At 65.7% G+C, this 24,893-nt stretch carries 22 protein-coding genes; 8 read left to right on the top strand and 14 right to left on the bottom strand.

The window, feature by feature from the left end; translation table 11 throughout:
* Nucleotides 1–2: 2 nt before the first annotated feature.
* Nucleotides 3–1,721: an ABC transporter ATP-binding protein gene (locus T31B1_RS12655; RefSeq protein WP_353249871.1), complete on the bottom strand. Its 1,719-nt coding sequence runs from the start codon at nt 1,719–1,721 to the stop codon at nt 3–5.
* Nucleotides 1,722–1,908: 187 nt separating this feature from the next.
* On the opposite strand from T31B1_RS12655, the gene T31B1_RS12650 reads away from it, so the two are divergent.
* A complete protein-coding gene (locus T31B1_RS12650) occupies nt 1,909–2,262 on the top strand; it encodes a glycosyltransferase family protein (protein WP_353249870.1) in 354 nt (117 codons plus the stop codon).
* Nucleotides 2,259–3,482, top strand: a complete 1,224-nt coding sequence (locus T31B1_RS12645) for a glycosyltransferase (RefSeq protein WP_353249869.1) — start codon at nt 2,259–2,261, stop codon at nt 3,480–3,482. The genes T31B1_RS12650 and T31B1_RS12645 overlap by 4 nt, the downstream gene beginning before the upstream one ends.
* A gap of 18 nt (nt 3,483–3,500) precedes the next feature.
* Here the strand turns inward: T31B1_RS12645 and T31B1_RS12640 are convergent, their stop codons facing one another.
* The 11 genes from T31B1_RS12640 to T31B1_RS12590 all read right to left on the bottom strand — a co-directional run bounded on the left by T31B1_RS12640 (nt 3,501) and on the right by T31B1_RS12590 (nt 15,603).
* The gene (locus T31B1_RS12640; RefSeq protein ID WP_353249868.1) at nt 3,501–4,514 is read right to left on the bottom strand and encodes a sulfotransferase family protein; all 1,014 of its coding nucleotides are present in this window, start codon (nt 4,512–4,514) and stop codon (nt 3,501–3,503) included.
* Nucleotides 4,507–5,229, bottom strand: a complete 723-nt coding sequence (locus tag T31B1_RS12635; RefSeq protein ID WP_353249867.1) for a 2OG-Fe(II) oxygenase — start codon at nt 5,227–5,229, stop codon at nt 4,507–4,509. Before T31B1_RS12635 ends, T31B1_RS12640 begins: the two co-directional genes overlap by 8 nt.
* Nucleotides 5,226–6,311 carry a mitochondrial fission ELM1 family protein gene (locus T31B1_RS12630; RefSeq protein WP_353249866.1) on the bottom strand — a complete coding sequence of 362 codons (1,086 nt, stop codon included), beginning with the start codon at nt 6,309–6,311 and terminating at the stop codon, nt 5,226–5,228. Before T31B1_RS12630 ends, T31B1_RS12635 begins: the two co-directional genes overlap by 4 nt.
* On the bottom strand, nt 6,304–8,748 hold the full coding sequence (locus T31B1_RS12625) for an ELM1/GtrOC1 family putative glycosyltransferase (protein ID WP_353249865.1): 2,445 nt from the start codon (nt 8,746–8,748) through the stop codon (nt 6,304–6,306). The genes T31B1_RS12630 and T31B1_RS12625 overlap by 8 nt, the downstream gene beginning before the upstream one ends.
* A gap of 66 nt (nt 8,749–8,814) precedes the next feature.
* Nucleotides 8,815–9,753 (bottom strand): lysophospholipid acyltransferase family protein, encoded by a 939-nt coding sequence (locus T31B1_RS12620; RefSeq protein ID WP_353249864.1) that lies wholly within the window; start codon nt 9,751–9,753, stop codon nt 8,815–8,817.
* A 59-nt stretch (nt 9,754–9,812) separates the two neighbouring features.
* Entirely contained in the window at nt 9,813–10,574 is a 762-nt protein-coding gene (locus T31B1_RS12615; protein WP_353249863.1) for an aspartyl/asparaginyl beta-hydroxylase domain-containing protein, read from the bottom strand.
* A gap of 50 nt (nt 10,575–10,624) precedes the next feature.
* The gene (locus T31B1_RS12610) at nt 10,625–11,395 is read right to left on the bottom strand and encodes an SDR family NAD(P)-dependent oxidoreductase (RefSeq protein ID WP_353249862.1); all 771 of its coding nucleotides are present in this window, start codon (nt 11,393–11,395) and stop codon (nt 10,625–10,627) included.
* 33 nt (nt 11,396–11,428) lie between these two features.
* The gene (spt, locus tag T31B1_RS12605) at nt 11,429–12,628 is read right to left on the bottom strand and encodes a serine palmitoyltransferase (protein ID WP_353249861.1); all 1,200 of its coding nucleotides are present in this window, start codon (nt 12,626–12,628) and stop codon (nt 11,429–11,431) included.
* A complete protein-coding gene (locus T31B1_RS12600; protein ID WP_353249860.1) occupies nt 12,625–12,867 on the bottom strand; it encodes an acyl carrier protein in 243 nt (80 codons plus the stop codon). The genes spt and T31B1_RS12600 overlap by 4 nt, the downstream gene beginning before the upstream one ends.
* 29 nt (nt 12,868–12,896) lie before the next feature.
* Nucleotides 12,897–13,868: an NAD-dependent epimerase/dehydratase family protein gene (locus tag T31B1_RS12595; RefSeq protein WP_353249859.1), complete on the bottom strand. Its 972-nt coding sequence runs from the start codon at nt 13,866–13,868 to the stop codon at nt 12,897–12,899.
* Nucleotides 13,828–15,603 (bottom strand): fatty acyl-AMP ligase, encoded by a 1,776-nt coding sequence (locus tag T31B1_RS12590; protein WP_353249858.1) that lies wholly within the window; start codon nt 15,601–15,603, stop codon nt 13,828–13,830. Before T31B1_RS12590 ends, T31B1_RS12595 begins: the two co-directional genes overlap by 41 nt.
* Before the next feature lie 480 nt (nt 15,604–16,083).
* Here T31B1_RS12590 and T31B1_RS12585 point away from each other — a divergent pair, with 480 nt between their 5' ends.
* From T31B1_RS12585 to T31B1_RS12560, 6 genes are all read left to right on the top strand, one after another.
* Complete coding sequence (locus tag T31B1_RS12585; protein ID WP_353249857.1) at nt 16,084–17,232, top strand: N-acetyltransferase; 1,149 nt, start codon at nt 16,084–16,086, stop codon at nt 17,230–17,232.
* Nucleotides 17,229–18,047 carry an NTP transferase domain-containing protein gene (locus T31B1_RS12580; RefSeq protein ID WP_353249856.1) on the top strand — a complete coding sequence of 273 codons (819 nt, stop codon included), beginning with the start codon at nt 17,229–17,231 and terminating at the stop codon, nt 18,045–18,047. The genes T31B1_RS12585 and T31B1_RS12580 overlap by 4 nt, the downstream gene beginning before the upstream one ends.
* 171 nt (nt 18,048–18,218) lie before the next feature.
* Nucleotides 18,219–19,268: an LPS export ABC transporter permease LptF gene (gene lptF, locus T31B1_RS12575; RefSeq protein WP_353249855.1), complete on the top strand. Its 1,050-nt coding sequence runs from the start codon at nt 18,219–18,221 to the stop codon at nt 19,266–19,268.
* On the top strand, nt 19,268–20,332 hold the full coding sequence (lptG, locus tag T31B1_RS12570) for an LPS export ABC transporter permease LptG (RefSeq protein WP_353249854.1): 1,065 nt from the start codon (nt 19,268–19,270) through the stop codon (nt 20,330–20,332). The genes lptF and lptG overlap by 1 nt, the downstream gene beginning before the upstream one ends.
* Nucleotides 20,333–20,500: 168 nt before the next feature.
* Nucleotides 20,501–21,496: a diacylglycerol/lipid kinase family protein gene (locus T31B1_RS12565; RefSeq protein ID WP_353249853.1), complete on the top strand. Its 996-nt coding sequence runs from the start codon at nt 20,501–20,503 to the stop codon at nt 21,494–21,496.
* Nucleotides 21,493–22,446 (top strand): hypothetical protein, encoded by a 954-nt coding sequence (locus T31B1_RS12560; RefSeq protein ID WP_353249852.1) that lies wholly within the window; start codon nt 21,493–21,495, stop codon nt 22,444–22,446. The genes T31B1_RS12565 and T31B1_RS12560 overlap by 4 nt, the downstream gene beginning before the upstream one ends.
* Nucleotides 22,447–22,521: 75 nt before the next feature.
* On the opposite strand, the gene lpxC is transcribed toward T31B1_RS12560, so the two are convergent.
* Both lpxC and ftsZ read right to left on the bottom strand, forming a co-directional pair.
* On the bottom strand, nt 22,522–23,442 hold the full coding sequence (lpxC, locus tag T31B1_RS12555; RefSeq protein ID WP_353249851.1) for a UDP-3-O-acyl-N-acetylglucosamine deacetylase: 921 nt from the start codon (nt 23,440–23,442) through the stop codon (nt 22,522–22,524).
* Nucleotides 23,443–23,685: 243 nt separating this feature from the next.
* Entirely contained in the window at nt 23,686–24,831 is a 1,146-nt protein-coding gene (ftsZ, locus tag T31B1_RS12550; RefSeq protein ID WP_353249850.1) for a cell division protein FtsZ, read from the bottom strand.
* Nucleotides 24,832–24,893: the final 62 nt, after the last annotated feature.

Raw genomic sequence — 24,893 nt, 5'->3', positions numbered from 1 at the left:
GTTCAGCCGGCCGCGGCATTCGCCTGATCGGCGCTCAACGGCCAGGCCTTGCCGGCCTCGATACGGTAGACATGATCGGCCAGCTCCATGAGCGTCGGCCGATGCGAGATCGCCAGCACCGTGAAACGATCGCCCAATGCACGCAGCGTCTGGCTGACCGCGCGTTCTGTTTCCGGGTCCAGCGCGCTGGTCGCTTCATCGAGAATCAGCAGGCTGGGCCGGTGAGCCAGCGCACGTGCGATCACGATGCGTTGGCGCTGACCGCCGGAGAAACGGGCGCCGTGTTCGCCGACCGGCGTATGCACGCCTTCGGGCAGCGACTCGATGAAGCCCAGCGCGCCCGCCTTGTCGAGCGCCCATAGCGCATCTGCCTCGGTGATGCCCTCATGGCCGATGCGAACATTGTTGAGAATCGTGTCGTGCAGCAGTGTGGTGTCCTGCGGTACATACCCGATCATGCGGCGCCACTGGCGGATATCGATATCGGTCAGCGGTACGCCGTCGATCAGCACCTCTCCTGAATCGGCACGCAGCAGACCGATAATCAGATCCACCGCCGTGGTCTTGCCGGCACCGGACGGGCCGATCAGTGCCGTGACCTGGCCGGCAGGAATCTCAAGCTCGAAGTTGTCGAGTACGCGCGACTCGCCGTAGCCAAACCCGAGACCGGTCAGACGGATGCCCTGTGCTAACGTCGGCTGGCGTGTGCCGAACGGGGCCTCGCGCGCTTCCCGCGCTTCGTTGACCGCATCGTCCATGGCCCAGTAGAACGCCTCCTTGGACGCCAGCTTCTGATATTCCTGCTGGACCTTGCTCAGCCGCGTGAGCATACGTGCGAGCACGATCGTGAGCACCATGATCTCGGCGAGTTCGAGCTGCCATACCAGCAGCGATACGGCCACACCGGCAACCAGCACCAGGCCGATCAGCAGCTCCTGCATGGCCTTGAGCACTTCGCTGGCCAGTACCTGCGTCCGCATGGTGCCGTTGAGCTCGCGCGTCTGCCGCTCGAGCAGCGAATCCATCTCGCCTTCGCGCGCCATCGATTTGAGCGGCTTGAGCGACGACAACGAGTCGGTCAGCAGGGCCATGAGCTGCTGGAACAAGCCTTTCTGGCGGCCGCCGGCATCGCGCGAGATCGATACCATGACCTTGAGCACGCCGAATATGACCGCGCCCACTGCCAATGCCAGTAATGCGATATGCCAGTTGATCAGCAAGGCCACAACGAGGAACACCAGCGACTGCGACACCAGCGCCGACAGCGCCGCGACGCTTTGAAATGCGCTGGCACTGCTCGAGGCTTCGGTGGAGATCGAGTTGGCCAGCCGGCCGGTGCGCTGACGCAGGAAATACTCCCAGCGTGAGGCGGACAGCGCGCGCAGAAACGACAGCCGCACATCGGTGGCGATATTGGCGACGGTGAAGCCGACCTGCCGGTAGGCGATCAGCGTCAGGCCGGCCTTGACCATCAACCCGACCAGCACCAGTACGATCATCGTACCGATCGTGGGGGTGATCGACAGATCGTGGAGCGCCGCGCTGAGAAAATCCGACGTCCGCTGGTCGACCAGCCCGTTGTCGTTGCCGGTGGCGATCGACAATAGCGGCAAAAGCGTAGACAGACTCAGCCCCTCGGCGATGCTGGCCACGACCAGACAACTCCAGACGATCAGGCACTGCAGCGGGTACCGCTTGAAAAAGGCTTTGATCAGTTGCACGCGATCGGCTCACCGTGGCTCGGAAATGCATTATACCGTCCGACCCGTGCCGTCCCGGAGCGGCGTCGCACGACATCCCGCGCGACCGGGTATCCTATCGGTTTTATAAAGGCGGCGCTTGCCGTCCGTTCGGTCCTCTATGCCTCGAGTCACGCCTTTCATTCCAGTCAACAATCGTGCCCGTTCCATGGGCGAGGCGATCGATAGCCGACTGGGCCGGCTCCATACGGAGTTCGAATGGCTGCGGGTCGACGACGGTTCGATCGACAACCGCCCGGCGCTGATCGGCAGTCAGCGCGATGTACCCCTGCCGCTGATCGGAACCCCGGAAAGCCGGCCCGTTGCCGCACCATGCAACCGCTGCATCGAGGCCGCGCGCAGCGAATTTCCGGCGTGTCCGCACAGCGAAGACTGCGCCCAGCCGCAGCGGCGGGCGATGGCCCTCGGCGCACTTGCCCGATGGCTGCACCGGGCGCTGCATGCGACTCTATGGGCCGTCCTGAGCGCCGCAACACAGCCCCGGCTGCGTGCGGGCACATGACCATGCCATCCATGCCCGAACGTCTGACGGTCTTCACTTCCTCGCTCAACGGCGGCGGCGTACAGCGCTCCATGCGCAACCTGGCCACCGCGTTGACGCGTGATGGCTTCGCCGTGGATCTGGTGGTCTGCCACGGCCACGATGTGCTTGCCGCCGAGCTTCGTCGGGCCGGGGTCAACGTGGTGGAGCTGGCACGATCGGCGCCGCTGATCGGCCGGGCGCTGGCGCTGCGCGCCGACCCGACGGCGCTGCGCCCGCTCGGTCCGACCGTGCTCTGGCCGCTCAAAACCTGGTCGAAGATCGCCTATCTGGCCGCCCTTCGCGACCACTTGGCGGCCACGCGTCCGATCGGGCTGTTATCGGCCATGACCCAGTGCAATCTGGTCGCCCTCTGGGCGCACCGGCTGGCGGGCATAGACGGCCGGGTCGTGGTCAGCGAGCGCAACATGCTTTCGAATTTCGTGGCGCGTCACGCGGCGAAATCCCGCTGGCGGCACCTGCCGGCGCTGGTGGCGCATTCCTACCCGGCCGCCGATGCCATCGTCGGTGTGTCGCAGGCCGTAGCCGACGATCTGTCCGAATGCACCGGCCTGGCGCGCGCATCCATCACGACCGCGCCCAACCCCGTGGTCGACGACGCCCTGCGAGACGCAGCGACTCGACGCAGTGATCACCCCTGGTTCGCCGCGGACGAGCCGCCGGTGGTTCTGGGCGTCGGACGCCTGCTGGACCAGAAAGACCCGGCCACGCTCATGCACGCATTCGCCCGGGTGCGTTCAACACGGCCCCTGCGGCTCATGCTGATCGGCGACGGCCCGCTACGCACGGCGATGATGCGACTGGCCGACACACTGGGTCTGGCCGACGACGTGATGCTGCCCGGCTGGGATGACCATCCTTTTCCGGCCATGGCAGGGGCGGCCGTATTCGTGCTGCCCTCGAAATGGGAGGGGTTGCCCGGCGTGTTGATCCAGGCGCTGGCCTGCGGCTGTCCGGTGGTGGCAACGGACTGCCCCGGCGGCAGCGCAGAAATACTCGATCACGGCGCATACGGACGTCTGGTCCCGGTCGCCGACGTAGACGCAATGGCAGAGGCCATCACCGCGACACTGGATGACCCGCCCGATCGGGCGCGGCTCAAGGCGCGTGCCGAGGACTACTCCGCCGAGCGCTCGGCGCGACGGTACGCCGAGCTGATGACCGGCACAGAACCGACATGAGGTGTGCGCGCGACCATCTCATTTGGCCTTGAGATCGCGCCAGACCTGCCGTGCTTCCTGCAGCGGGCTGGTCGGGTTCCAGCGCGCCTGCACCAATTGGCCGCGCAGATGATCGAACTCGGCCAGAAAAGGCGCGAGATCGGTCACCGCCTGCTCGATCGCCCCCCAGCGTTCGACGAACTCGGGGGAGTCGAGCGCGAGCTCGTCGGCCGCCACTTCGTCGAGCAGACCGTAGCCCTCGGCCGTCCAGCGATTGGCCAGCGGATCGGCCAGCAGGTCAGCACGGGTGAACCGTGTTCTGGGCTTGTCCTGCTTCAGGAAACGGGTGGCGTATTCATGGATGCCCGACTGTTCGGCCTTGCCCAGGGGCAGCCCCAGATCACGGGCCACTCGCGCCAGCTGGCCCTGCGGGTCGCGCATCAGACGATCGAAGTCGACCACCACCCGCGGGCAGCCCGCGGTGCGATGAAAATAGGGCACCACGTTGACCAGCCATTCCATGTCCGACCAGACCTGACGGCCGCGCTGCGGGTTGATCTGTCCTCGCGAACGCGCGACTGACAGCGGATTGCGCAACGCAATGACATAGCGCACGTCCAGGTCCAGGGCCTCGTGAATGCCCTGCCAGAACGGCATGGTGCGCAGCGTGCGGGAATACTTGTAGCCCCACAGCGGCGTATCTCCGAAACGCCGGCCGAGCGTCTCGATCGCGCGCGTTTGTATATGCCTGAGGCGAGGAGTCTCGAACACCGTGTCGTCGAGCAGGCGAACGCTGTGCCCGCGAATACCCAGCGCACGCTTGAGCTGCTTGCTGATCGACAAGACGTCACGATCTTCGAAAAAGCCGGTCGGGTTCTTGCCACCGGGCCGACGCAGCCGGTCGCCGAGATCCACCCCGAGCGCTGCCAGCCCGCGCGTGATAGCACTGGTGCCGCTACGCCCGGCGCCGAGCACGGGGATCACGGTCGGGCGATCCGGATTCAGCGGCGCTACCACGCCCGGCGGTGCGGTCGCGGCAACCGCCTCAGACATCCCGGATTTCCTCGCCCTTGAGCCGGCCCTTGATCCGACGCACGGCGGCGCGTACCCGATCGTTGATCACGACGATGAAGACCTTGCGATACATGCCTTCGGGACAGGTGATCTCGCGTACCCCATGCCAGGACTTGGACTGGCGCTGGAACAGCAGGCTGTAGTTGCCCATGCTCTCGCCTTCGTAGGCGTCGGGAAAGTCCTCGAACTCGGGCGCCGATTTACGATCGAACTTGCCATGGTCGTCCAGAATGACCGTATCGCCGCCCCAGTCGGCCTGCCAGTTGTCGGGCGAGCTGAAATAGAAGATATGCGAGCCGAGTTTGCGCTGGGCATCGCAGTGCGGCGAGACCGACGCGCCACGGGGCGCGTAGTGCCAGTGAAAATTGAGCTTGAACAGACCGCGCCCGAACATGCGCTTGATGAACGCGTGGTAGCGATCCCCCTGCAGTTCGTCGATGAAGGCCTGCCATTCCGGCGAGATGTCCACGCCCTCGCGGTACTCCAGTGAATACCGGTCGTGCGGCTTCTGCCCATGTGAGCGGGCGTGGCCGAACTGTGGGGTCATCTTGTCGGTCGTGGGCATGGTCTCGAGCAGCCGCCGATATCCGTCGTCGGTCAGCAGCCCTGCCGGATTGGCCCACGGATAGGGCGCGGTATTACGGAACGCTTTGCCGTCCATGGCATCGAGACGGGCGAAATCCAGATATGTCATGACCTAGCGTCACTCGGTTGACGGGTTGAAAGATTCGCAGTCCGGCTGTCCTGGCCGGTCATCAGGGCTTGCACGGCCTCCACCACGACGGCCAGATCGTCGGCCGGCCGGGCCGAGGGCTCGCGGTCGACCAGTCCCTGTGCCCGCAGCGTCGCATGAAAGGCAGCAAAATCGCGACGCGGTTTGATCCAGCCGGCATAGACTAAGCGATCGTGAATACGGCTGGCCAACGCCGGCAGCCGACGCGGTCGTTTTCTCGGCGCCCACTCGAACAGCTGCACCGGCCGGCCGGTGGCACAGGCCTCGGCCGGTAGCGATGCGCTGTCCCCGGTGACGATGAAGCGATCGGCCAGCGCAAGATAGCCAGCGTAAGGGTTGTCCGCATCCTCGGCACGCCATCGATAGAGATGGTGGGGTACGTCGATCCGTGCCATCAGCGCATCCGTCGAGGCCGCCGGCGTACGCCGGCTGGTGGTGATCAACAGGCTGCCCGCGAGCCCGGCGGCCTGTCGGTTCGCGGCTTCGCCCAGTTCCGCGGCAGTGCGTGCATCCAGCCGGTAGCTGGAACTGTTGCCTCCCACGAGCACCGCGATCCAGGGCCGGGGCAGACCGGCCAGACGCGCGGCCCAACGTCGCCCGGCCTCGGCGCGCCGCGCCGTGGAGATACGATTGAGCGGCAGCGTGGTACGGAGCACGTTGGGCGCAGCGGGCACCCGAAACTGGGCCTGAGTGACCACCAGATCGAACGCATGTAACGACATCTGGGTATGCAGCAGGTGGACCAGTCGCGTCTGTCCGCCGGACTGACGCTTGATCCACCGCGCGATCGGTGCCGACCGACGCGACGCCGCGATGACCAGATCCGGCCAGGGCGGCGTCAGACGATCCGAGCGGCGACGATCGAGCGTGAAGGCGCGGGCGCCGATCAGCGGGTTGGGCAGATGATTGAGCCGATTCCAGGCCAGCTGGCGTGTCTCGTAGGCCCAGCCAAGCGCCTCGGCCAGCGCGATCATCTGGGCGTTCCCGCCCGCGCCCTCACCCAGCAACACCCATACCCTGGGCCGGCTCGCGGCATCAGCCATGAAGCGCACGGCTCACCGGACGCGCGCCCTCGGCGCCAGACCCGCTCCGCCCGGCCGCCGGCAGCAGCGCACGGATACGCTGGGCGACCCACTCGGTTTCGTGCCAGACCGGCGGCGTCCAGGGGCTCAGATGGCCATCGAACAACCGGGCCACACCCTGGTTCACCAACGCCTGGTGTAGCTGGGGCATGTTGCGTCGGGGCACGAACACCCGACGCTCGACCAGACGCGCGCACAGATATTGCAGCCCTTCCTGAGGCCGGCGCGAACCGCGCGCGTTGAAACGATCCGTATTGGCCTGGCCGACCACCCAATCGGCCAGACGCCGGCGAACGCCGGGCGCCCTTTCGGGCAGGGCGACGATATACACCGGTTTGCCGGTCGCCACCGCTTCGGCCAGCATCGATTCGCTCTCACCGGTCACGATCAGGACATCGGCGTTGGCGAGATAGCCAAGATAGGGATTGGCATCGCCGGCATGGGCATTCCAGGGCTCGAAGATCGTGTCGCGGCCGACCGCTTCGCGGATGGCCTCCACGCCATCAGCGCCGGTACGGCGACTGGTCAGCACTGCCAGCTGCCCCGATTCGGCCGTTGTGGCGGCGCGAATCTGTTCCGCGAGACGCCGTGCCATGGCCGGCGTGAGTTCGTGCTGAGCGCTATTGCCGCCGACCAACCAGGCTATACGTGGCGACACGCCGGGCGCATACAGGTTGGGCCAGCGCGCCCGAGCCGCAGCCAGCCGTGTGTCGTCGACCTTGTTCGGAGGCAAGGTGGTGATCAACTCGCGCGGATTGGGCGGCAGATCGAAATGTCGGCAGACCAGGCCGATGTCCTGGCTCTCACCGACCCGGCCCCCACGCCGACCGAGCAAAATCAGCCGGCTGGCACCGCGATTGCGCGCATTGATGGTGCGCGCCATGACCGCAGGCAGCCAGCCGGAGGCAATCACCACCTCGGGCCAGGGCGGACGCAGACCGCCCGGCAGACTCGGCCCGCCGAGACCGAGTCGCTCGCGCGCCAGTGCGCTGGCGTAGCGCAACGGTTCACGTACCAGGTCTCGGGTCTCGAACGGCCAGCCGAGCGCGTCTGCCACGCCCAGGGCCTGGCTGCGATGGCCGGTCTTGTAATGCAGCAGGGCCCAGACCCGCGGACGCCTGCTCAGCAGCGCCCCGCCCGACCACCGCCACACGCGGGTCTTGCCCAGACGTCGCGGCCAGCGAACCGCGAGGCGCCAGTGCCGATCGGGATAGCGTGCGCCGGCCGCGGCCATCTGCTGATACCACCAGATCTGATCGGCAGGCGTGCTGCGGTGGCGGCTGCTGTCGAGGCTCACATGGACCGAAATCGCGCGACGCGCCCGGGCAAACAGTGCATCAAGCACCCAGGCGATATCCAGATCCGGCAGCTGGGCCAGCCCGTCGACGGCCACCATATCGACCGTCTCGCTCGAGACAGGATCGGTCAAGGCGGTGAAATCGATACTCGCAATCCGGCGCGCTGCCCGCGGCACGATCGCCTCGACCGAGGCCCGTGTTCCGGCCTCGTCGCCGCCGCAATACAACAACGACTCGGGCGCGGCATCGCGAGCCAGACGCTGGATTTCGGCCCGACGTGCGGCGGCCTCCGGCTCGGCGTGAATACCGCCTGCCCGCTGTCGGAAGGCCGGGCTCGGTTGCTCGGGGCCGAACAGCTGAAAGCCCGCCTCGTCGGCCTCCCGGTCGATCCGTGTCCAGACCGCTTCGGCCGGGTTTGCACGGTAGACATAATCCTGCGGCGTCGGCCGCCAGGGCTGGCTATGGATCGTCGTGTAATGCACGACATGCGACACGTCCGGTACATATTCTGCGTCGCGCGCGTTCCAGGCGTCGTCCAGATCGGCCCACAGACCGGCCTCGCGCATGCGCTTTTCCAGTTCGCGGTTACCCGTACGCCGGGCCGCGGCGCCATTCCACAGCGGCCGCATCTTCTCGCAGTCGATCAGCATCACCGAGGTGTCGCGATCGTTGATCGACAGCACGCCGGCCTCGCCCATCTCCAGATCGAACAGCCGGGCCGGATCGCTCAGATAAATCTGGTCGGCGTCGTTGTAGATCGCCCGTCCCCGGCCGCCGGCGAGCTCGGGAATCACGAAACGATAGTTCGTGAAGCCGGTCAGCCAGAGTCGGCGCTCGAAACCGGCCAGGTCACGCATGAGATGGATCTCGTAGGTACGCGCCGGATCGCGTACCCGCTCGATCGACCAGACAAAGGCTCGCTCGGCACGAAACTGTACCGCCTCGGTCCCCATGAAGATGCGGACCGGCGGTTTGGCGCTGGGCACGACACCCTCGCGCGGGGTCAGACGAATACAGTAGGTGCCGGTCTGATCGGCGCATGCATGGCGCAGATCACCCTGGACGAACGTCGTCAGGACACGTCGGGAACGAATGGCCACGTTCTGGTTCTCCTCGGACGCGCCGCGGACACACGGCGGGAAACGCTCGACACCCCTCGGGCCCGTCTAGGCATGCCGGCGATGCACGGCCTTGGGCCAGCGGCGCTTGAGACACAGCCACTGATCCGGATGCCGGGCGATCCATTGCTCGAACAGCGCGTTGATCTGGGCGCTCATGTCCAGGGCCTTGTCGTTACGATTGACCGCATCGGCCCGGGCCCGGATCGGCGGATGAATATTGATTCTAAACCGTGCATCGGCCACACGCTCGGCGATCACCGGCACCAGGTCGCAGTCATAGCGCAGCGCCAGACGCGCCGGGGCGGTATTGGTCATCGCCTGCTCGCCGAAGAACATCACCGGTTCACCACTGTCCAGACGCGTGTCCACGGTCAGCCCGATGGAGTCGCCGCGGTCGAGAGAGCGCATCAGCGCCCGGATACCGCCATCGCGCGAGACCAGCGGGCTGCCGAAGGCCCGACGCAGGCGCATGAGCTGGCGATCCACATACGGATTCTGTTCCGGCGCATAGATCACCGGCACGGTGAACCCGTACTCGCGACCGAGCAGCGGGGTGAGCTGCCAGGCGCCCAGATGGGCCGTCACGAAAACAGTTCGGCGGGCCGAAGACGGCGTGACCGCGCCGGGCAATTCACAGAATTCGATACGCCGGCGGCGCTGGCGCCAAATACGGTCGAGATTGGCCAGCTCGGCCATCGCCACGCCTACGTTGCGGAACGACGCGTGCGTGATCCGCTCGAGTTCATCGGATGTCGCACGCGGAAACACCACCCGCAAATTACTGCGCACCTTGTCGAGGCGCGGCGAAAAACGGGCCAGCAGCCCACCCAGACGCGCGCCCAGGCGCATGGCGCTGCCCATCGGCAGCCAGCGGAAGACGCCCAGCAGCGTTCCGACGGCCGCACCTTCGGCCAGCCAGATGGGCTGGCGCTGCCAGCTCGGCACCTCGTGGCTGCGGTTGGACGAGAAATAGAATCGCGGCATGAATCGGACGGGCGGCCTGATCGAACGCAATACGCGCGTTCGCGATGGTCGCTACGCGCTTAGCCCATCGCCTGGCGATAGCGGGCTTCCCAGGCCCGCTGGTTGGCCAGTGCATCGCGGAAATACGCGGTGCGTCGCAACGCCGCGATCATCGCGCGCGACACCATACGGCCGGGCATGCCCATCGGGCGTTCGATATCGAACAACAGCACCGCACGCTCGCCGTCGGTCTCGTTCCACACCTCGTGCGGATAGGTGTCGTCGAAGAAGAACATGCCGCCCTCCTCCCATACACAGTCGACGTCGTCGACCTGGATCAGGCAGCGGCCGGGCCCGCTGGGCACGCGCAAACCGATATGGCACCGGACCAGGCCCTTGGTAACACCCCGGTGTCGAGGAATATGCTTGCCCGGGCCGAGAATGGAGAAGAACGCGTTCGACAGCGACGGCACCTGTTCGAGCGCGGCCGCGGTTTGCGGACACATCTCGCAGCCGAAGTCCATACGCGTGCCGAAGGCGTAGAGCATGAACGTTTTCCACTGATCGTCGGTGGAAATGCGTTTCTGATCGGGGCTGATGTCCTGGAAACTCGGCAGCGCGTTACGGCGTTCCAGCAGAGCCTCCAATTCGTCGCGGATCACCGGCCACTGGGCACGCAGTTGTTCGGCCCAGGGAAAATGGCTGTTGGCCAGCACCGGCTCATCCGGCACGCGCGACTGCTTGGACAGAAAGTCCATCAGGGTGCCGCGAAACAGCTTCTTGCCGAAACGCTTGACCATCTTGCGGCGCTTGTTGGCCGTGGTATCTGCCTGGGTTGCCATAAGTCAGCCTTCGATAGATGCTAAAAAAAGCCTAGCAGGGCGACGTGCGATCACGTCGCGGGCGCCTTGCGGGCGCGGAACCGGCCCAGCAGCCAACCATCCACACCGAATGGTAGCAGCCGCGTCATGCCGATCGCGACGACCAGCGGCCACGGAAAGGCGAGCCGGCGTTTGCGTGCGATGATCGCGTTTTCCATGCGAGCGGTTGCCTGCTCGAGCTCCATCCGGAACGGCCTGAAACGTCGGCGGCCGGCCTTGGGCGGTTGGGTCCGGACAAAGCCGGGCAGGAGCAGGGTCACGTCGATGTCATGATCGCGCAGATCGATCCTCAGGCTGTCCATGAGATTGGCCACCCCGCCCTTGGCTGCCGAATAGGCAGCCGCGCCCGGCAGCCCGCGCACCCCGGCCAGACTGCCCATGGCCACGAGATGCCCTCCGCGTCGCGCCACCATGCCCGGCAGGACTGCGGCCACCGCGTTGGCTACGCCAACCAGGTTCAGCGCCACCGTCGTCTGGAAATGCTCGGCGTCGAACTGACTGCCGTCGCAGCGAGACCCGCCGCCCGCGTTGGCCACCAACCGGGTGATCGGGCCGTGCTCGGCCTCGACCTGCATAACGATATCGGCGACCGCGCGGCGATCGGTGACGTCACCCGGGGCGGCCAGCGCCTGCCCACCGTGGCGCCGGATCTCCATGACCAGCGTATCGAGCAGCTCCGCGCGGCGCGCGACAAGCACCACCAGATCGCCGTGGGCGGCCAGCCGCCGCGCCAGACTGCGGCCGATCCCAGACGACGCGCCCGTAACCAGGGTTATGCCCATGCCGGTGTACGGCGCGGCCGCCCGCTGAAGCTCTCAACCCGCGGCGACATCGTCTTCCCGCGTGGCCAGCCCGATGAAGGCCTCGATGATGTGATCGATCTGCGTATCGCTATGTGCTGCGCTCAGACTGGCTCGCACCAGACACCAGCCATTGGGTGTGGCCGGCGGCAACATCAGATTCACATAGACACCGCGGTCCAGCAGGCCCTGCCAGAAGGTCAACGCCTGTTCGGGACTGTCGAACATGGTGGCCACCACCGGGCCGGGCGGCGCGCCGAGTCTGAAACCGGCCGCGGACAACGCTTCGTGCAGACGTTCGGCGTTGCGCCAGAGCTGGGCTCGCAGACCGGGGGAAGTGCGCAGGCGTGCAAGCGCCGCGCGGGTCGAGGCGATCACCGACGGCACCGGCGACGCCGTGAATATATACGGCCGGCTTGCATAGCGAACCATGTCCAGCTCGGCGTGCCGGCTCACGCAGTAGCCGCCGGCCGCGCCCAGGCTCTTGCTGAAGGTACCGACGATGAAATCCACCCGGTCGAGCACGCCTTCGGCTTCGGCCACGCCGCTACCGGTGGCGCCGCAGATCCCTAGCGAATGGGCTTCGTCGACATAGATGAGTGCGCCATGGCGATGTGCGACGTCGCACAACTCGGCCAACGGCGCGCGATCGCCGAGCATGCTGTAGATACCCTCGACCACCACCAGCGTGTCGGCTGCCCGGTCGCCGAGACGGCCAAGCCGCTTGTCCAGATCGGCCGGATCGTTGTGGCGAAAACGCAGCGCCTGAGCACCGCCGAGTTTGACCCCGTCGTAGATGCTGGCATGGCAGTCACCATCGAGCATGACCACATCGCGCGGCCCGGCCAGCGCCGAGAGCATGCCGAGATTGGCCTGGTAGCCGGTCGAGAACACGATGGCGTGTTCGACGCCGTAAAATGCGGCCAACTCGGCTTCGAGCGCCAGGTGCCCGGCATATGAGCCGTTGGCCATGCGCGAGCCGGTGGTACCGGTGCCCTGATCGCGCAATGCCTGGACCCCTGCGGCTATGCAGTCGTCGTCGAAGGTCAGGCCCAGGTAGTTGTTGCTTCCGGCGAGGATGATCGGTCGGCCGCGCACGATCGCCCGGGTGGCCGACTGAATCTCGTCGATCGGTACGCCCAGCGGGTCCACGCCGGTGGCCGCGATCCGCGAACGCACCTCGGCGATCGGAGCGAATTTATCGAATACGCTCATGCGGCGACCTGAACCAGCGCACGGGTCAGGTCATCCACGGTCTGCACCTCGGGCAACACGTTCAGGGGGATGGCCATATCCAGCCGATCTTCCATGTCCATGACCATTTCCATGGTCTGCATCGAATCCAGGCCCAGATCGTCGACCAGCAGGCTGCTGGGACTGATCTCGTGGCGATCGGCCGTATAGCTCTGCAGCAGGGCGTGCAACTCGCGATAGACGGTTTCGTAGCTTGCCATTCTCGTGCCTCGTGGTGGGCGGGCCGGTCTCAGGCGCCCCAGCCGCAGGTCCGGGCCAACCCCTCGGCCAGCGTGACCTGCGGTTGCCAGTCCAGCCTGTCCTGGAGCGGCGTGTTGTCGCAGACCCAGTCGTCGTGGCGCAGTTCAGCCAGCTTGCCCGGCGTGAGCATGGGCGCATAGCCGAACCAGCGTGCCAGACGCCTGTTGGCACGCGCAGCGCCGGCCAGCGCGGTCCGCGGCAATCGTATTCTACGGATTCGTCGTTGTAAAAGCGTTTCCGCGGTGGCCACGACCTCTTCCCAACTGTATCCGCCGGCCTGCTGGTCGCCGATCTCGTAGACCCCATCGGGCCGGTCGGAAGCGTCCAGCCAGGCCACGATGGCCGCGACGAGATCGTCGACATGAAGCAACGACACACGTGCCTCGGGCGCGCCCGGCAACGGCGCGATGCCGCGTGCGAAGGCATCGAACAACGGCCTGAGTTCGCGATCTCCCGGGCCGTAGACGGCGGGCGGCCGCAGCATCAGGCAGCCGTTAGGCACGCCCGAGGCCTCCAGCAGACGTTCCATGTCATATTTGCTGCGCGCATAGTCCGACAACGCCGGCTCCCGTGCTGCCAGCGACGACAAGGCCACCAGCGGCAGGTGAAGGCCGGCCATGGCCTCGAGCAGGCGCCGGGTCCCGTTCACGTTCGTACGGGCGAAATCGTCGTAGTCCGCCCCGCGCACCGCACCGGCGCAGTGGACGACCGCGTCGGCTCCAGCGACCCAGTCGGCGAGGGCCACACCGTCGGCCAGCCCGCCCCGAACGACCTCGACACCCAGACCGCTCAGGCGCTCGGCGGCGGCATCACTGCGCGTCAAGCCACGGACCCGCCAACCCTGTTGCCGAAGGCCCAGGCAAAGCGCGCTGCCGATAAAGCCCGACGCGCCGGTCACCGACACACGGGGAATCACCGGATCAGCCGGCCTGGCGACCCTGTCCGTGCGCGTCGGATTCATGACCCGGGCGCGCACGCTGATGGACGCGTTCGGCCAGGCGCTCGATATAGTCACGACGCGCGCCGGCCCGCGAGAGCTTGCCCGAGGACGTGCGTGGCAGCGTATGCGGCGCCACCGCCTCGACCAGGCATTCGACGCCGAACTCGCGGCGAATCAACCCTTCCAGGCGTTTGATCAACGCCGCCCGGGCCTCGGCTTCGCGTGCACGGCACTGGACCACCACCACCGCCGCGTCCGCGCCGACGGCTGAGGGCGCGGCGAACGCCAGCGCATCGCCGGGACGCAGCTCCGGCTGCTGCTCGGCCAGCCACTCCAGATCCTGCGGCCAGATGTTGCGGCCGTTGACGATGATCAGATCCTTGGCCCGGCCCGTGATCACGATCCGTCGTCCGATCCGGTAGCCCAGATCTCCGGTGTCGAGCCAGCCGTCCTCGGACAGCGTCTCACGGGTCTTGTGCTCGTCTGCGAAGTAGCCGGACATCACGCTCGGCCCACGAACCCGGATGGATCCGACCCGGCGGTCACCAAGCGGCTGCCCCTGCTCGTCGAGAACTTCGAATTCGTATTCCGGCAACACCTCGCCGCAATCGACGAATGTGTTCTCGCGGCGATCGTCGTCGGTCTCGATCGGAGCGGCAACCTGGCGAGTCGCCAGCTGCTCGGCATCGACGCGGTCGATCTGCAGGCCGGTGTCCAGCGGCGCGAAGCTGATCGCCAGCGAGCACTCCGCCATGCCATAACAGGCCAGAAATGCCTTGGGGTCGAAACCGGCCGGGGCCAGAGTCTCGGCAAAACGGTTGAGCGAATCGGGGCGGATCGTTTCCGCCCCGGCACCGGCGATACGCCAGCTCGACAGATCGAAATCCGCGGCGCCGTGACGAATCCGGCGGGCACACAGTTCGTAACCGAAGGACGGGCTGAAGGCGATCGTGCCGCGGTTGCGGCTGATCAGGCTCAGCCACTGGCGCGGACGCATGGCGAAATCGCGCGTGGCCAGGTAATCGACCGAACGTTGCGAGGTCAGTGCAGCCAGCATGAAGCCGACCAGCCCCATGTCGTGATAAAGCGGCAGCCAGGACACGAGGCGGTCGTCGTCGCGCATCTGCACGCCCAGGCGCAGGATGCTGGTCAGGTTCTGCATGACCTGGGCCTGGCTGATCACCACCCCGCGCGGAAACTGGGTGCTGCCGGAGGTGTACTGGAGATAGGCGGTGGCATCGCGGCCGGGGCGCTCGGGCAGATCGTCGGCCGGGTCGACCGAGCCCAGTGCCTCGAAGCTGCCGACATGACGCAGAGACAGGTCCCGGGTCGCGGCGTCCAGGAAGCTCATGAAATCTTCGGGCGCCAGCGCCACCGAAGCATCACAGCCTTCGAGCAGGCCACGCAGCTGGCGGATATAGGCATCACGGCTGCCCAGCCCCACCGTGACCGGCAACGGCACAGGCACCAGGCCGACATATTGGCAGGCGAAAAAGCAGTTCATGAAGCCGGGCACGGTATCGGCCACCAATGCCACCCGATCGCCCGGGCGCGCCCCGAGCCCGATCAGTCGAGCCGCGGTTTCCAAGGCACGCTCGCGCAATTCGGCATACCCGAGGCTGGCCGACAGCTCGCCCCGACCACTGTAGAAATTGAAGCCGGTATCCCCTTGCGCCGCATAATCCAGCGCCTCGGCGAGCGTGGAAAAGTCGGCGTGTCGCATCGGCAACCGATGCTGGGTTGGGGTTGGCATCATGATCCAGTTTCCTGCTTTAAAAACACTCGTGCCGCACCGGCGGGCATCCGGCTCGTACCGGGCCGTACAATGCGCCGCACGCGCCCTGACGGCGGCTGAACGCTAATGTATCGCCCGTATCGGTCAAGACCAGCCGAACCGGCATGATCGGCGGATCAACCCGACGCAGTTCAATCGAACCGCTCGGCGTCGATTTCGTCCCCTGTTGCATGCATCTGGCAGTTATTATGCCGAGCTTAGCGCATTCGGCGCCATGTAAGGGAAAGACGACACTGGGCGACCGAGTCGGTCCGCAAACCGCAGTCGTCCGATCACGCTTGAGCGCATTCTAAAAAACAAATACCGTCTCGCGTCTTCGTCAAAGCGCAAGTTTAGCGTTTTTCACGAGATTTTCCGTTAAGAAAAAATAACGAATACGTCGTTTTTTGTTTAAACACGGGACGCGATTCGCAGCCCACCGATGACCACCGAGCGCCTGCCATGCCTCAAGCTGCCCACGATACCGTAATTCGTACCACCGCCGTTACCTCGAAGCGGGATCGGCAACACTTCCTCGCCGTACCGGAGCGCATTCTTGGCACCGATCCGGCCTGGCGGGCACCGTTACGTATCGAACGTCGCATGCATCTGTCACCCAAACAGAATCCGGCCTTCGAACATCTGGAATTCGCGTCATGGCTTGCCTGGCGGGGCACAGACTGCGTGGGGCGGATCAGCGCACAGATCGATACGCTGCGAAAGCCCATTCACGGCGACGATGTGGGCTATTTCGGGATGCTCGACGCCGAAGACGATGCGGCGGTCTTCGCGGCGCTGCTCGACGCGGCCGAAGCCTGGCTGGGCGAGCGCGGGGTCACTCAGGTGCATGGCCCGTTCAATCTGACCATTAACGAGGAATGCGGACTGCTCGTCGACGGCTTCGATACGCCCCCCATGGTGATGATGGGCCATGCGCGCCCCTATTACGCCGAGCGGCTGACCGAACTTGGCTATGGCAAGGCGATCGATCTGCATGCGTACTGGATTTCGCTGGATTTCGCCCACCCGCCGGTCATGTCGCGTCTGCTGGAGCGCTACGCGCCGCGGGTGCGGGTCCGGCCGATCGACGGCAAGCGCTTCATGGAAGAGCTCGATACGATTCGCGATCTGTTCAACGACGCCTGGGCCAACAACTGGGGTTTCGTGCCGTTGACCCGTGAAGAGTTTCGCGATATGGGCAAGACACTGAAGGTGCTGTTGCCCGACGAACTCGTACAGATCGCCGAGGTCGACGGCGAGCCGGCAGCGTTCATCGTGGGCCTGCCGAATATCAACGAAGCGGCGCGCGATCTGCGCGGCCGGCTGTCGCCGGTGGGGCTGGCCAAGCTGTTATGGCGACTCAAGGTGCGTTTTCCCGAGACCTCACGGGTGCCGCTCATGGGGGTGCGCCAGCAGTACCAGAGCGGACCGCTCGGCGCAGCGCTGGCCTATTCGGTGATCGGCGCGCTGCAGACCGAACTGCTGGCCTGCGGCGCCAGCGGCTGTGAGCTGTCCTGGATTCTGGAAACCAACAAAGGCATGAAGAACATCATCGAATCCATCGGCGGCCGGGTCTACAAGACCTACCGTATCTACGACAAGCCGATATGAGTCGAGGCACACATGCCGCCGTGGTGCTGGCCGGCGATCGCGGCGCGGACGATCCGATCGCCCGCACGACGGGGGCTGCCTGCAAGGCGCTGAGCCCGGTGGCCGGCAAGCCGCTGCTTTCGCGCGTGCTCACCACCCTGCGAGCCGCCCCGGCCATCGAGACGATCATCGTGGTCGGCCCGGATCAGGCGACCATCGCCGATCAGCCGGCGCTGGCGGCGTTGCTGGCCGGCGACGATGTACGATGGATCGCGCCCTCGGCCTCGCCGGCCGCCAGCGCCGCGCGCGGACTTGCGGCACTCGGCGACCGCCCGGCGCTGCTCACCACGGCCGATCACGCGCTGCTCACACCTGCCATGATCGACGAACTGCTGGCCGGGCCTGCCTGCGATCTCGCGGTGGGCCTGGCCAGCTATGCCGGCGTGCGTGCCGCCTTTCCAGACAGCCGTCGCACCGCCATCCGCCTGGCTCCCGGGCCGGGTTACTGCGGCTGCAATCTCTTTGCGGTCCATACCGCCGCCGCACGCGCAGTGATCGAGGACTGGCAGCGCGTCGAACGCGAGCGCAAGCATCCGGCCCGCGTGATCGCCGGCATGCTCGGCTGGCGGGCGATCGCGGCGTATCTGCTGCGTCGTCTGACGCTCGAACAGGCGTTCGCGCGCCTGTCGCGCCGCACCGGATTGAACATTCGGCCGGTCATCCTGTCGTATCCACAAGCGGCAGTCGACGTGGATACCCCGGCCGATCTGGCCCTGGTCGAAGCCATTCTGCGCGAGCGCGAGTCCGACGAACCGACGGCCCGGGACATCGCCTGATGAGCATGTGCCTGCGACGGGGTCGACCCGTGCGCCGATCGAGCACGAACGGCGAGCACGTTGCCCGCGGCCGATACGCGGTGCCGGCCGGCCCGACACCCTAAGCGGCCTGTCGCTGCCTCGGAACAAGAACATGCGGTATGTGTGGATGACGATCGCTCCGACCCAAGGATGATTGCCGATCGCAGCCTGTTGCGTGCGGTCGCGGGCCCAACCCTGACCGTACTGCTGGTCCTGCTGGCGATATTCGCCAGCTACAGCGTGACCCGTTACCTGGATGAAGCGGCACAGGGCGAACAGGCCATGCGCCTGGTCGGCACGCTGATCGGCCTACGCGTACTGATTGCGCTCGAGGTGCTGCTACCCCTGGCGCTGTTCCTGGGCATCATGATCGGGCTGGGCCGGCTTTATGCCGACAACGAGATGATCGCATGGCAGGCCGGCGGCCTGTCGCGTCGGGCCATGCTACGGCCGATCGTGGGTTTTGCCGTGCTCGTCGCGGTCTTGGTCGGCGCGTTGTCGCTGTTCGGCCGGCCATGGGCGTACGCCGCGCTGTATTCGCTCGAGGTTCAGGCCGAAACCCGGCTGGATTTGAGCGCGGTCACACCGCGACGGTTCTACAGCAGCGACGACGCGGTGATCTATGCCGGCGGCAAATCCGATGACGGCCAGCGTCTGGACGATGTGTTCGCCCGGTTCATCGACGGCGGTCGACCGGTAATTGTACGCGCGGCCCACCTGAGGCGGAATCTCGACGCGGACGGCGCACCGACGCTGGAGTTCGAACAGGGACATCTATATCAGCTCGATTCCGCGGGCCGTAACGATCGCATGGTCGGTTTCGGCCACATGGAATGGCATCTCCAGCCGTCGAACCGCGTGGTCGGCTACAAGCGCAAGGCAGCATCCAGCGAAAGTCTACTGAGCGCGACCGCGCCGGAGGATATCGCCGAGCGCCAGTGGCGTATCTCGCGGCCGTTCGCGGCCCTGTTCCTGGCCGTGCTCGCCATCACACTGGCCCGCTCCTCGCCGCGCAGCGCTCGGGCGCTGAACATCGTCGCCGCCGCGGTGAGCTTCGCGGTTTACTATGGCATGGCCAGTATCGCTCGCAGCTGGGTCGAACAGGGGCGAATGCCGGTATTGCCGGGCATCTACTGGGTAGACGCCCTGGTCGGCGTGGGCGCGCTGATACTGCTCTGGCGGCATCGGACAAGCTACTGATGCGTGTAATCAACCGATATCTGGGCCTTGAGCTGTTGCGCGCCTATGGCGTGGTAACGCTGCTGCTGCTCGGCCTGTTCGGATTCTTTGACCTGTCGGCCGAGCTGGACGACGTCGGCCAGGGCAATTACGCCACTCTGGATGCGATCAAGGTCACGCTTGGACAGCTCGCTCAGCGAGCGGTCGAACTCACGCCGTTCACCCTGCTGTTGACGGTGGTCGGCGCGCTCGGGCTGATGACCGGCCGCTCCGAGCTGGTCGTGCTGCGCGCGGCCGGTCTGTCGCCGCTGCATATCGCCCGCCGCGTGGCCGGCTTCGGGCTGATCGTGCTCGCAGCCGCCCTCGTCGTGCAATCGCTGGTTGCTCCGCCGCTGTCACAGCAGGCCCAGCAGCTGCGTGCCACACGAATCTCGGGCGGCAGCATCGCCGACGATGCCACGTTCTGGATGCGATCCCAGGACGGCGTGGTGCATATCGGTGCGCTCGAGAACGCCCGGGTACCGCTGGATATCGAGATTCTGCGATTCGGCCCCGATGCCAGCATCGAGCGCTCGCTGCAGGCCGAACGCGCCGATATTCAGGCAGACGGCGACTGGCGGCTGCAAGACGTCACCGTCAAGCGTTTCGATGGCAGCGGCGAGATCAGCGAACATCGCGACCAGCTGCTCTGGCGGCCGACGCTCTACGAACGCCAGCTCGCGGTGCTCGACCGACGACCGGACAGCTTGTCGCCGCGCGCGCTGTATCGATATATCGACTATCTCGAAGCACACGACCAGGACGCTCAACCGTTCCGGATCGCGCTATGGCAGAAATTGGCGCTGCCGGTCACCACGCTGGCCATGCTGTTGCTCGGTCTGCCGCTGGTATTCGTCAACCCCCGCGGAGCCAATGTCGGCCTGCGCATCGCCATTGCCGCGGCCATCGGTCTGAGCGGCTACGGGCTGATTCAGATGATCGGCAACCTGGCTTTCCTGTACGGCCTGTCAGCACCGCTTTGCATGCTCGCACCGGGGCTTGCCCTGTCGCTGGCCGCGTTGTTGTGGCTGCGACGATGCGTATGAACCCGACCGCGCGGATCAGCTGCGGTACCATTCGCGCCACGTTTGTTGCCGCGAGCCACCGGCCATGACCGCCCATTCCACCCGGCGCCGATGCCCGTTCAGGACCACCGCCCGACCACGCGGACATGCACCGGCGCGGCCATCTGCCCGCCCCGGACCGCGCGCAACATGCTGAAACCGGCCGGCGTGGAAACAACGTCGTACGATGCGCGCCCTCGACGTCTGGGCATCATCTACAACGCGCACAGCGGCCGCCACCGCAAGCGCTGGGCCCAGCCGGACCTGGGCGCGGGCGTACCGGCGATACGGGCCAAGAGCCCGGCCGAGATTGAAGCCGCGGTACGCCAACTCGCCGATGCCGGCGTCGATCTGCTCGCCGTGGCCGGCGGCGATGGCACGGTCCAGTCGGTGCTGGGCCACATCATGCTCGGCGATATCTTCGAACGACCGCCTCTGTTGGCGCTGGTGCCCACCGGCAGCACAAACATGACCGGCAACGATGTCGGCACGGTTTCGGTCAAGCGGGACGGCTGGCAACGTCTGCACGCCTGGGCGTCTAGCCCGCGTGACATGGACCGGCACGTGATCGCCCGCGACGTGCTGCGCATAGATCCGGGCGGATCCGCGCCGCCGCTGTGCGGCATGTTCTTCGGCGCGGGTGCGATCTACAACGCGGTCGAGCACACCCAGAAGCGGCTGCATCAATACGGCATGCGCGGTGATGTCGGTCCCGGCGTGGCATTCACTCGCTTCGTCAAGGCCGTGGCGACCGGCGATCGCCGGTATTTCGTACCGGTCGATGTCCGGCTGAACGATGACCGCGGCCATACGATCGATCAGCCCAGTATTCTGCTGATGGCCAGCACGCTGGACACCCTGGTGCTGCGCATGCATCCCTTCTGGGGAGAAGAAAACGGCCCGGTCGCATGGACCAGCGTGGCCGAAGGCGCCGAGGGATTGCTGCGCCGCATACCCGCCGTCTGCCGCGGGCGACGGCGCCGTTGGATGACGCCGGACAAGGGCTATCGCAGCCACAACAGCGATCGCCTGGCGCTTTCCTTCGACGGCGGCTATATCGTCGACGGCGAGTTTTTCACTGCACGTTCGGCCGATGGGCCCGTCGTGCTCAGTTCGGCCGGCACGGCACGGTTCGTCAACCTGTGACCGGCGTCGACCGGGCGTCCGATCGGATCCGGCTGGCTGCAATCGCCGGCCCCTGTACGACGTCCCAGAGCGCGCAACTCGAACCGATCATCGAGCCGTTGCGCGCCCGGTTCGGCCGGCGCTTTGTGGCTTTGATCTACTACGGCGCCTGCCTGCGCGACGGCGATCCGTATGCGGGATTGCTCGATTTCTATGTCGTGGTCGACGAGTACGGCCCGCCCGGCCAGTCCCGTCTGGGCGGCTGGTGCAATCGACTGGTACCGCCCAACGTCTATTACGCCGAACGAACGGGCGCTGACGGACGTTTGTTGCGGTGCAAATATGCCGTGCTTAGCCGCGATCAGCTCGAGGCCGGCTGTCGCGACTGGTTCCAGTCCTCGGTCTGGGGCCGTTTTGCCCAGCCCGTGGCTATCGTGGCCGCGGCCAGCGACGACGATCGCCAACGCACCCGGGCGGCCTGCGGACAGGCGGTGGTGACCCTGCTCGATCGTGCGCTGCCCGCACTCGCGGATGGTCGCGGCCCCGCGGCCACGCTCAGCGCTGCCCTGTCACTGAGCTATGCCAGCGAATTGCGGGTCGAAAAGACAAGCCGCAGCCGGTCGCTCGTCGAACGCGACAGCCACGAGTATGCGCGCCGGCTGGAAGCCGCGCGGCCGCTGCTCGCACGGCCGGTGACCACGGATTCCGCCGGCCGCCTGTATTGGTGCGGAGCCGATTCACCGTGGGCGCGGCTGCGCTGGCGTCTGCGTCGGGCCTGCGGCAAAAGCCTGTCGATCCTACGTCTGGCCAAGGCCTGTTTCACCTTCACCGACGCGGTGGACTATGCCGCCTACAAGATCGAGCGTCATACCGGTGTCGTCATCCCTGTCGACGACCGTCTACGACGGCATCCGCTGATATTCGGCTGGCTGGCGCTATGGCGCGTCTATCGCCAGCGCCTGCTTCGCTAGGCCAGGTTTCGCTCGGCCAAAAAAAACGCCGGCCGCATTCGCGACCGGCGCCTGCACACGGCCACCGCGATCGGCTCAGGCCGCAATCACGGGACGTGCATTGATATAGGTCACCGGCGACTCCGAGATATCCTCGTAGGTCACCTCTTCCCAGGCTTTTTGTTCCGACAACAACGCACGCAGCAATTTGTTGTTGAGCGCATGGCCGGACTTGTAGCCGGAATAGCTTCCGATGAGCCCATGGCCGAGCAAGTACAGATCGCCGATGGCGTCGAGAATCTTGTGGCGCACGAATTCGTTGTCGTAACGAAGGCCGTCGGCGTTGAGAACGCGATAGTCGTCGAGCACCACCGCGTTGTCCATCGATCCGCCACGCGCCAGATTGTTCGAGCGCAGGAATTCGATATCGCGCATGAACCCGAACGTGCGCGCACGGCTGACTTCCTTGACGAACGAGGTCGTGGAGAAATCGACCGTGGCCGACTGCGTGTCCGAATCGAACGCCGGGTGATCGAAGTCGATACAGAAGCTGACCTTGAACCCGTCGAACGGATCGAACCGCGCCCACTTATCGCCGTCGGTCACTTCCACCGGCTGCTTGATACGAATGAATTTCTTCGGCGCATCCAGCTCCTGGATGCCTGCCGACTGAATGAGGAACACAAACGGTCCGGCGCTGCCGTCCATGATCGGCAGCTCGTCCGAGGACAATTCGACGATCGCATTGTCGATGCCCAGGCCAGCCATCGCCGACAACAGGTGTTCGACGGTCTGCACACGCACGCCGTCGCCGTTGATCAGCGTGGTGGCCAGCGTCGTATCGCCGACCTTGAACGCGTCGCCGCGGAACTCGACCATGGGCGTATGGTCTGTACGACGAAACACGATGCCCTGATTGGCTGCAGCCGGGCGCAATGTCATGTAGACCTTCTGCCCCGTATGCAGGCCGACCCCCGTGGCGCGAATCGGATTCTTTAGCGTACGTTGTCTGAGCATCGTATGTGTCCCTTGTGGCGATTCTGAGCGCCGCGCACACCGTGTCATTACGGTGTCATCTGGTTGGGCGATACTTTATCCACGGCGCCTTAACTTTGCCTTAATGTTGCAGCGCCGCGAATGCTGCCGCCCGTCAAAAGCCGCGAAGAATAACACGCCGGAATCGCCCGACGGCGCACGGCTGCCGTCGGGCGATGCGTGCCCTTGCAGGCACGCGGCGCATCTCCCTGATCTCTATCGTCTTCAGTCGGCCTGATTGCGCAGGAATGCCGGCACGTCGAAATAGTCCATATCGACGGCCGCGTTATCACGCGAGGACTGCTGCGGACGGTTGCGGATCACGGTCGGGCGATCCAGATCTTCGTAGCGCATCTGGCCGCCGGCATCACGCTTGAGCGGACGCACCGCTTCACGCTCGACGGCCTGATGACCCAGACCCGTGGCCACTACGGTCACGCAGATCTCGTCGCCCATTTCCGGATCCTCGGCCATGCCGACGATGACCTCGGCGTGCTCGGCCCCCATATCGGCAATGACTTCGTTGACGATCTGGAATTCGTGAATCCCCAGATTCTCGTCGCCGGAGACGTTGACCAGCAGGCCCTGGGCGCCATGCAGGGACAGATCGTCCAACAGCGGGCTCGCCAACGCAGCCTCGGCGGCCTCGCGGGCACGATCGTCGCCGACGGCCGTGGCGCGGCCCATCATGGCCATGCCCTGCACCGACATCACGCGACGCACGTCGGCAAAGTCGACGTTGATGACGCCCGGGCGGGTGATCAGATCGGAGATGCCCTGCACCGCGTTGTGCAGCACGTTGTTAGCCGCCTGGAAAGCGTTCTTCAGCGTGGTGTTCTTGCCCAGCGCGGTCAGCAGCTTCTCATTGGGTATGACGATCAGCGAGTCGACAAAGCGACCCAGCTCGTCGATACCCTGCTTGGCGATCTCCATGCGCTTGCCACGTTCGAACGGGAACGGCTTGGTGACCACCGCCAGGGTCAGAATACCCATCTCACGGGCGATCTCGGCCACGACCGGCGCTGCACCAGTGCCGGTGCCACCGCCCATGCCGCAGGTGATGAACAGCATGTCCGCGCCTTCGATGGATTCGCGAATACGATCGCGATCCTCTTCGGCGGCCTGGCGGCCGATGGCCGGATCGGCACCGGCGCCCAGGCCGCGGGTGACGTTCATGCCCAGCTGTACGAGCACGTCCGCGTCGCAGCGCTCCAGATGCTGCGCGTCGGTGTTGGCACAAATGAAATCGACGCCCTGGATGCCGCCATTGACCATCTGGTTGATGGTGTTGCCGCCGCCACCGCCGACGCCGATGACCTTGATGACCGCTTTATCGGTCTTCTGATCTGCGAACTCGAATACTTCAGGCATGATGCACCTCTATCTTGGTTGCCGTGCTTTTCCTTTCGGAAAACTGTGTTGAGACGTTGACC

This window comes from Salinisphaera sp. T31B1 (genome assembly GCF_040361275.1).
GTDB lineage: Bacteria > Pseudomonadota > Gammaproteobacteria > Nevskiales > Salinisphaeraceae > Salinisphaera.
This window is presented reverse-complemented; position numbering and strand designations above follow the sequence as displayed.

Bases quoted from the DNA above. Each gene is read 5' to 3' on its own strand.
- T31B1_RS12585 (WP_353249857.1), top strand. From the start codon at position 16,084: ATGCCTCAAGCTGCCCACGATACCGTAATTCGTACCACCGCCGTTACC.
- lpxC (WP_353249851.1), bottom strand. From the start codon at position 23,442: ATGCTCAGACAACGTACGCTAAAGAATCCGATTCGCGCCACGGGGGTC.
- T31B1_RS12650 (WP_353249870.1), top strand. From the start codon at position 1,909: ATGGGCGAGGCGATCGATAGCCGACTGGGCCGGCTCCATACGGAGTTC.
- T31B1_RS12615 (WP_353249863.1), bottom strand. From the start codon at position 10,574: ATGGCAACCCAGGCAGATACCACGGCCAACAAGCGCCGCAAGATGGTC.
- T31B1_RS12610 (WP_353249862.1), bottom strand. From the start codon at position 11,395: ATGGGCATAACCCTGGTTACGGGCGCGTCGTCTGGGATCGGCCGCAGT.
- spt (WP_353249861.1), bottom strand. From the start codon at position 12,628: ATGAGCGTATTCGATAAATTCGCTCCGATCGCCGAGGTGCGTTCGCGG.
- T31B1_RS12630 (WP_353249866.1), bottom strand. From the start codon at position 6,311: ATGGCTGATGCCGCGAGCCGGCCCAGGGTATGGGTGTTGCTGGGTGAG.
- T31B1_RS12645 (WP_353249869.1), top strand. From the start codon at position 2,259: ATGACCATGCCATCCATGCCCGAACGTCTGACGGTCTTCACTTCCTCG.
- T31B1_RS12635 (WP_353249867.1), bottom strand. From the start codon at position 5,229: ATGACATATCTGGATTTCGCCCGTCTCGATGCCATGGACGGCAAAGCG.
- T31B1_RS12590 (WP_353249858.1), bottom strand. From the start codon at position 15,603: ATGATGCCAACCCCAACCCAGCATCGGTTGCCGATGCGACACGCCGAC.
- lptF (WP_353249855.1), top strand. From the start codon at position 18,219: ATGATTGCCGATCGCAGCCTGTTGCGTGCGGTCGCGGGCCCAACCCTG.
- ftsZ (WP_353249850.1), bottom strand. From the start codon at position 24,831: ATGCCTGAAGTATTCGAGTTCGCAGATCAGAAGACCGATAAAGCGGTC.
- T31B1_RS12565 (WP_353249853.1), top strand. From the start codon at position 20,501: ATGCTGAAACCGGCCGGCGTGGAAACAACGTCGTACGATGCGCGCCCT.
- T31B1_RS12620 (WP_353249864.1), bottom strand. From the start codon at position 9,753: ATGCCGCGATTCTATTTCTCGTCCAACCGCAGCCACGAGGTGCCGAGC.
- T31B1_RS12640 (WP_353249868.1), bottom strand. From the start codon at position 4,514: ATGTCTGAGGCGGTTGCCGCGACCGCACCGCCGGGCGTGGTAGCGCCG.
- T31B1_RS12580 (WP_353249856.1), top strand. From the start codon at position 17,229: ATGAGTCGAGGCACACATGCCGCCGTGGTGCTGGCCGGCGATCGCGGC.
- T31B1_RS12595 (WP_353249859.1), bottom strand. From the start codon at position 13,868: ATGAATCCGACGCGCACGGACAGGGTCGCCAGGCCGGCTGATCCGGTG.
- lptG (WP_353249854.1), top strand. From the start codon at position 19,268: ATGCGTGTAATCAACCGATATCTGGGCCTTGAGCTGTTGCGCGCCTAT.
- T31B1_RS12600 (WP_353249860.1), bottom strand. From the start codon at position 12,867: ATGGCAAGCTACGAAACCGTCTATCGCGAGTTGCACGCCCTGCTGCAG.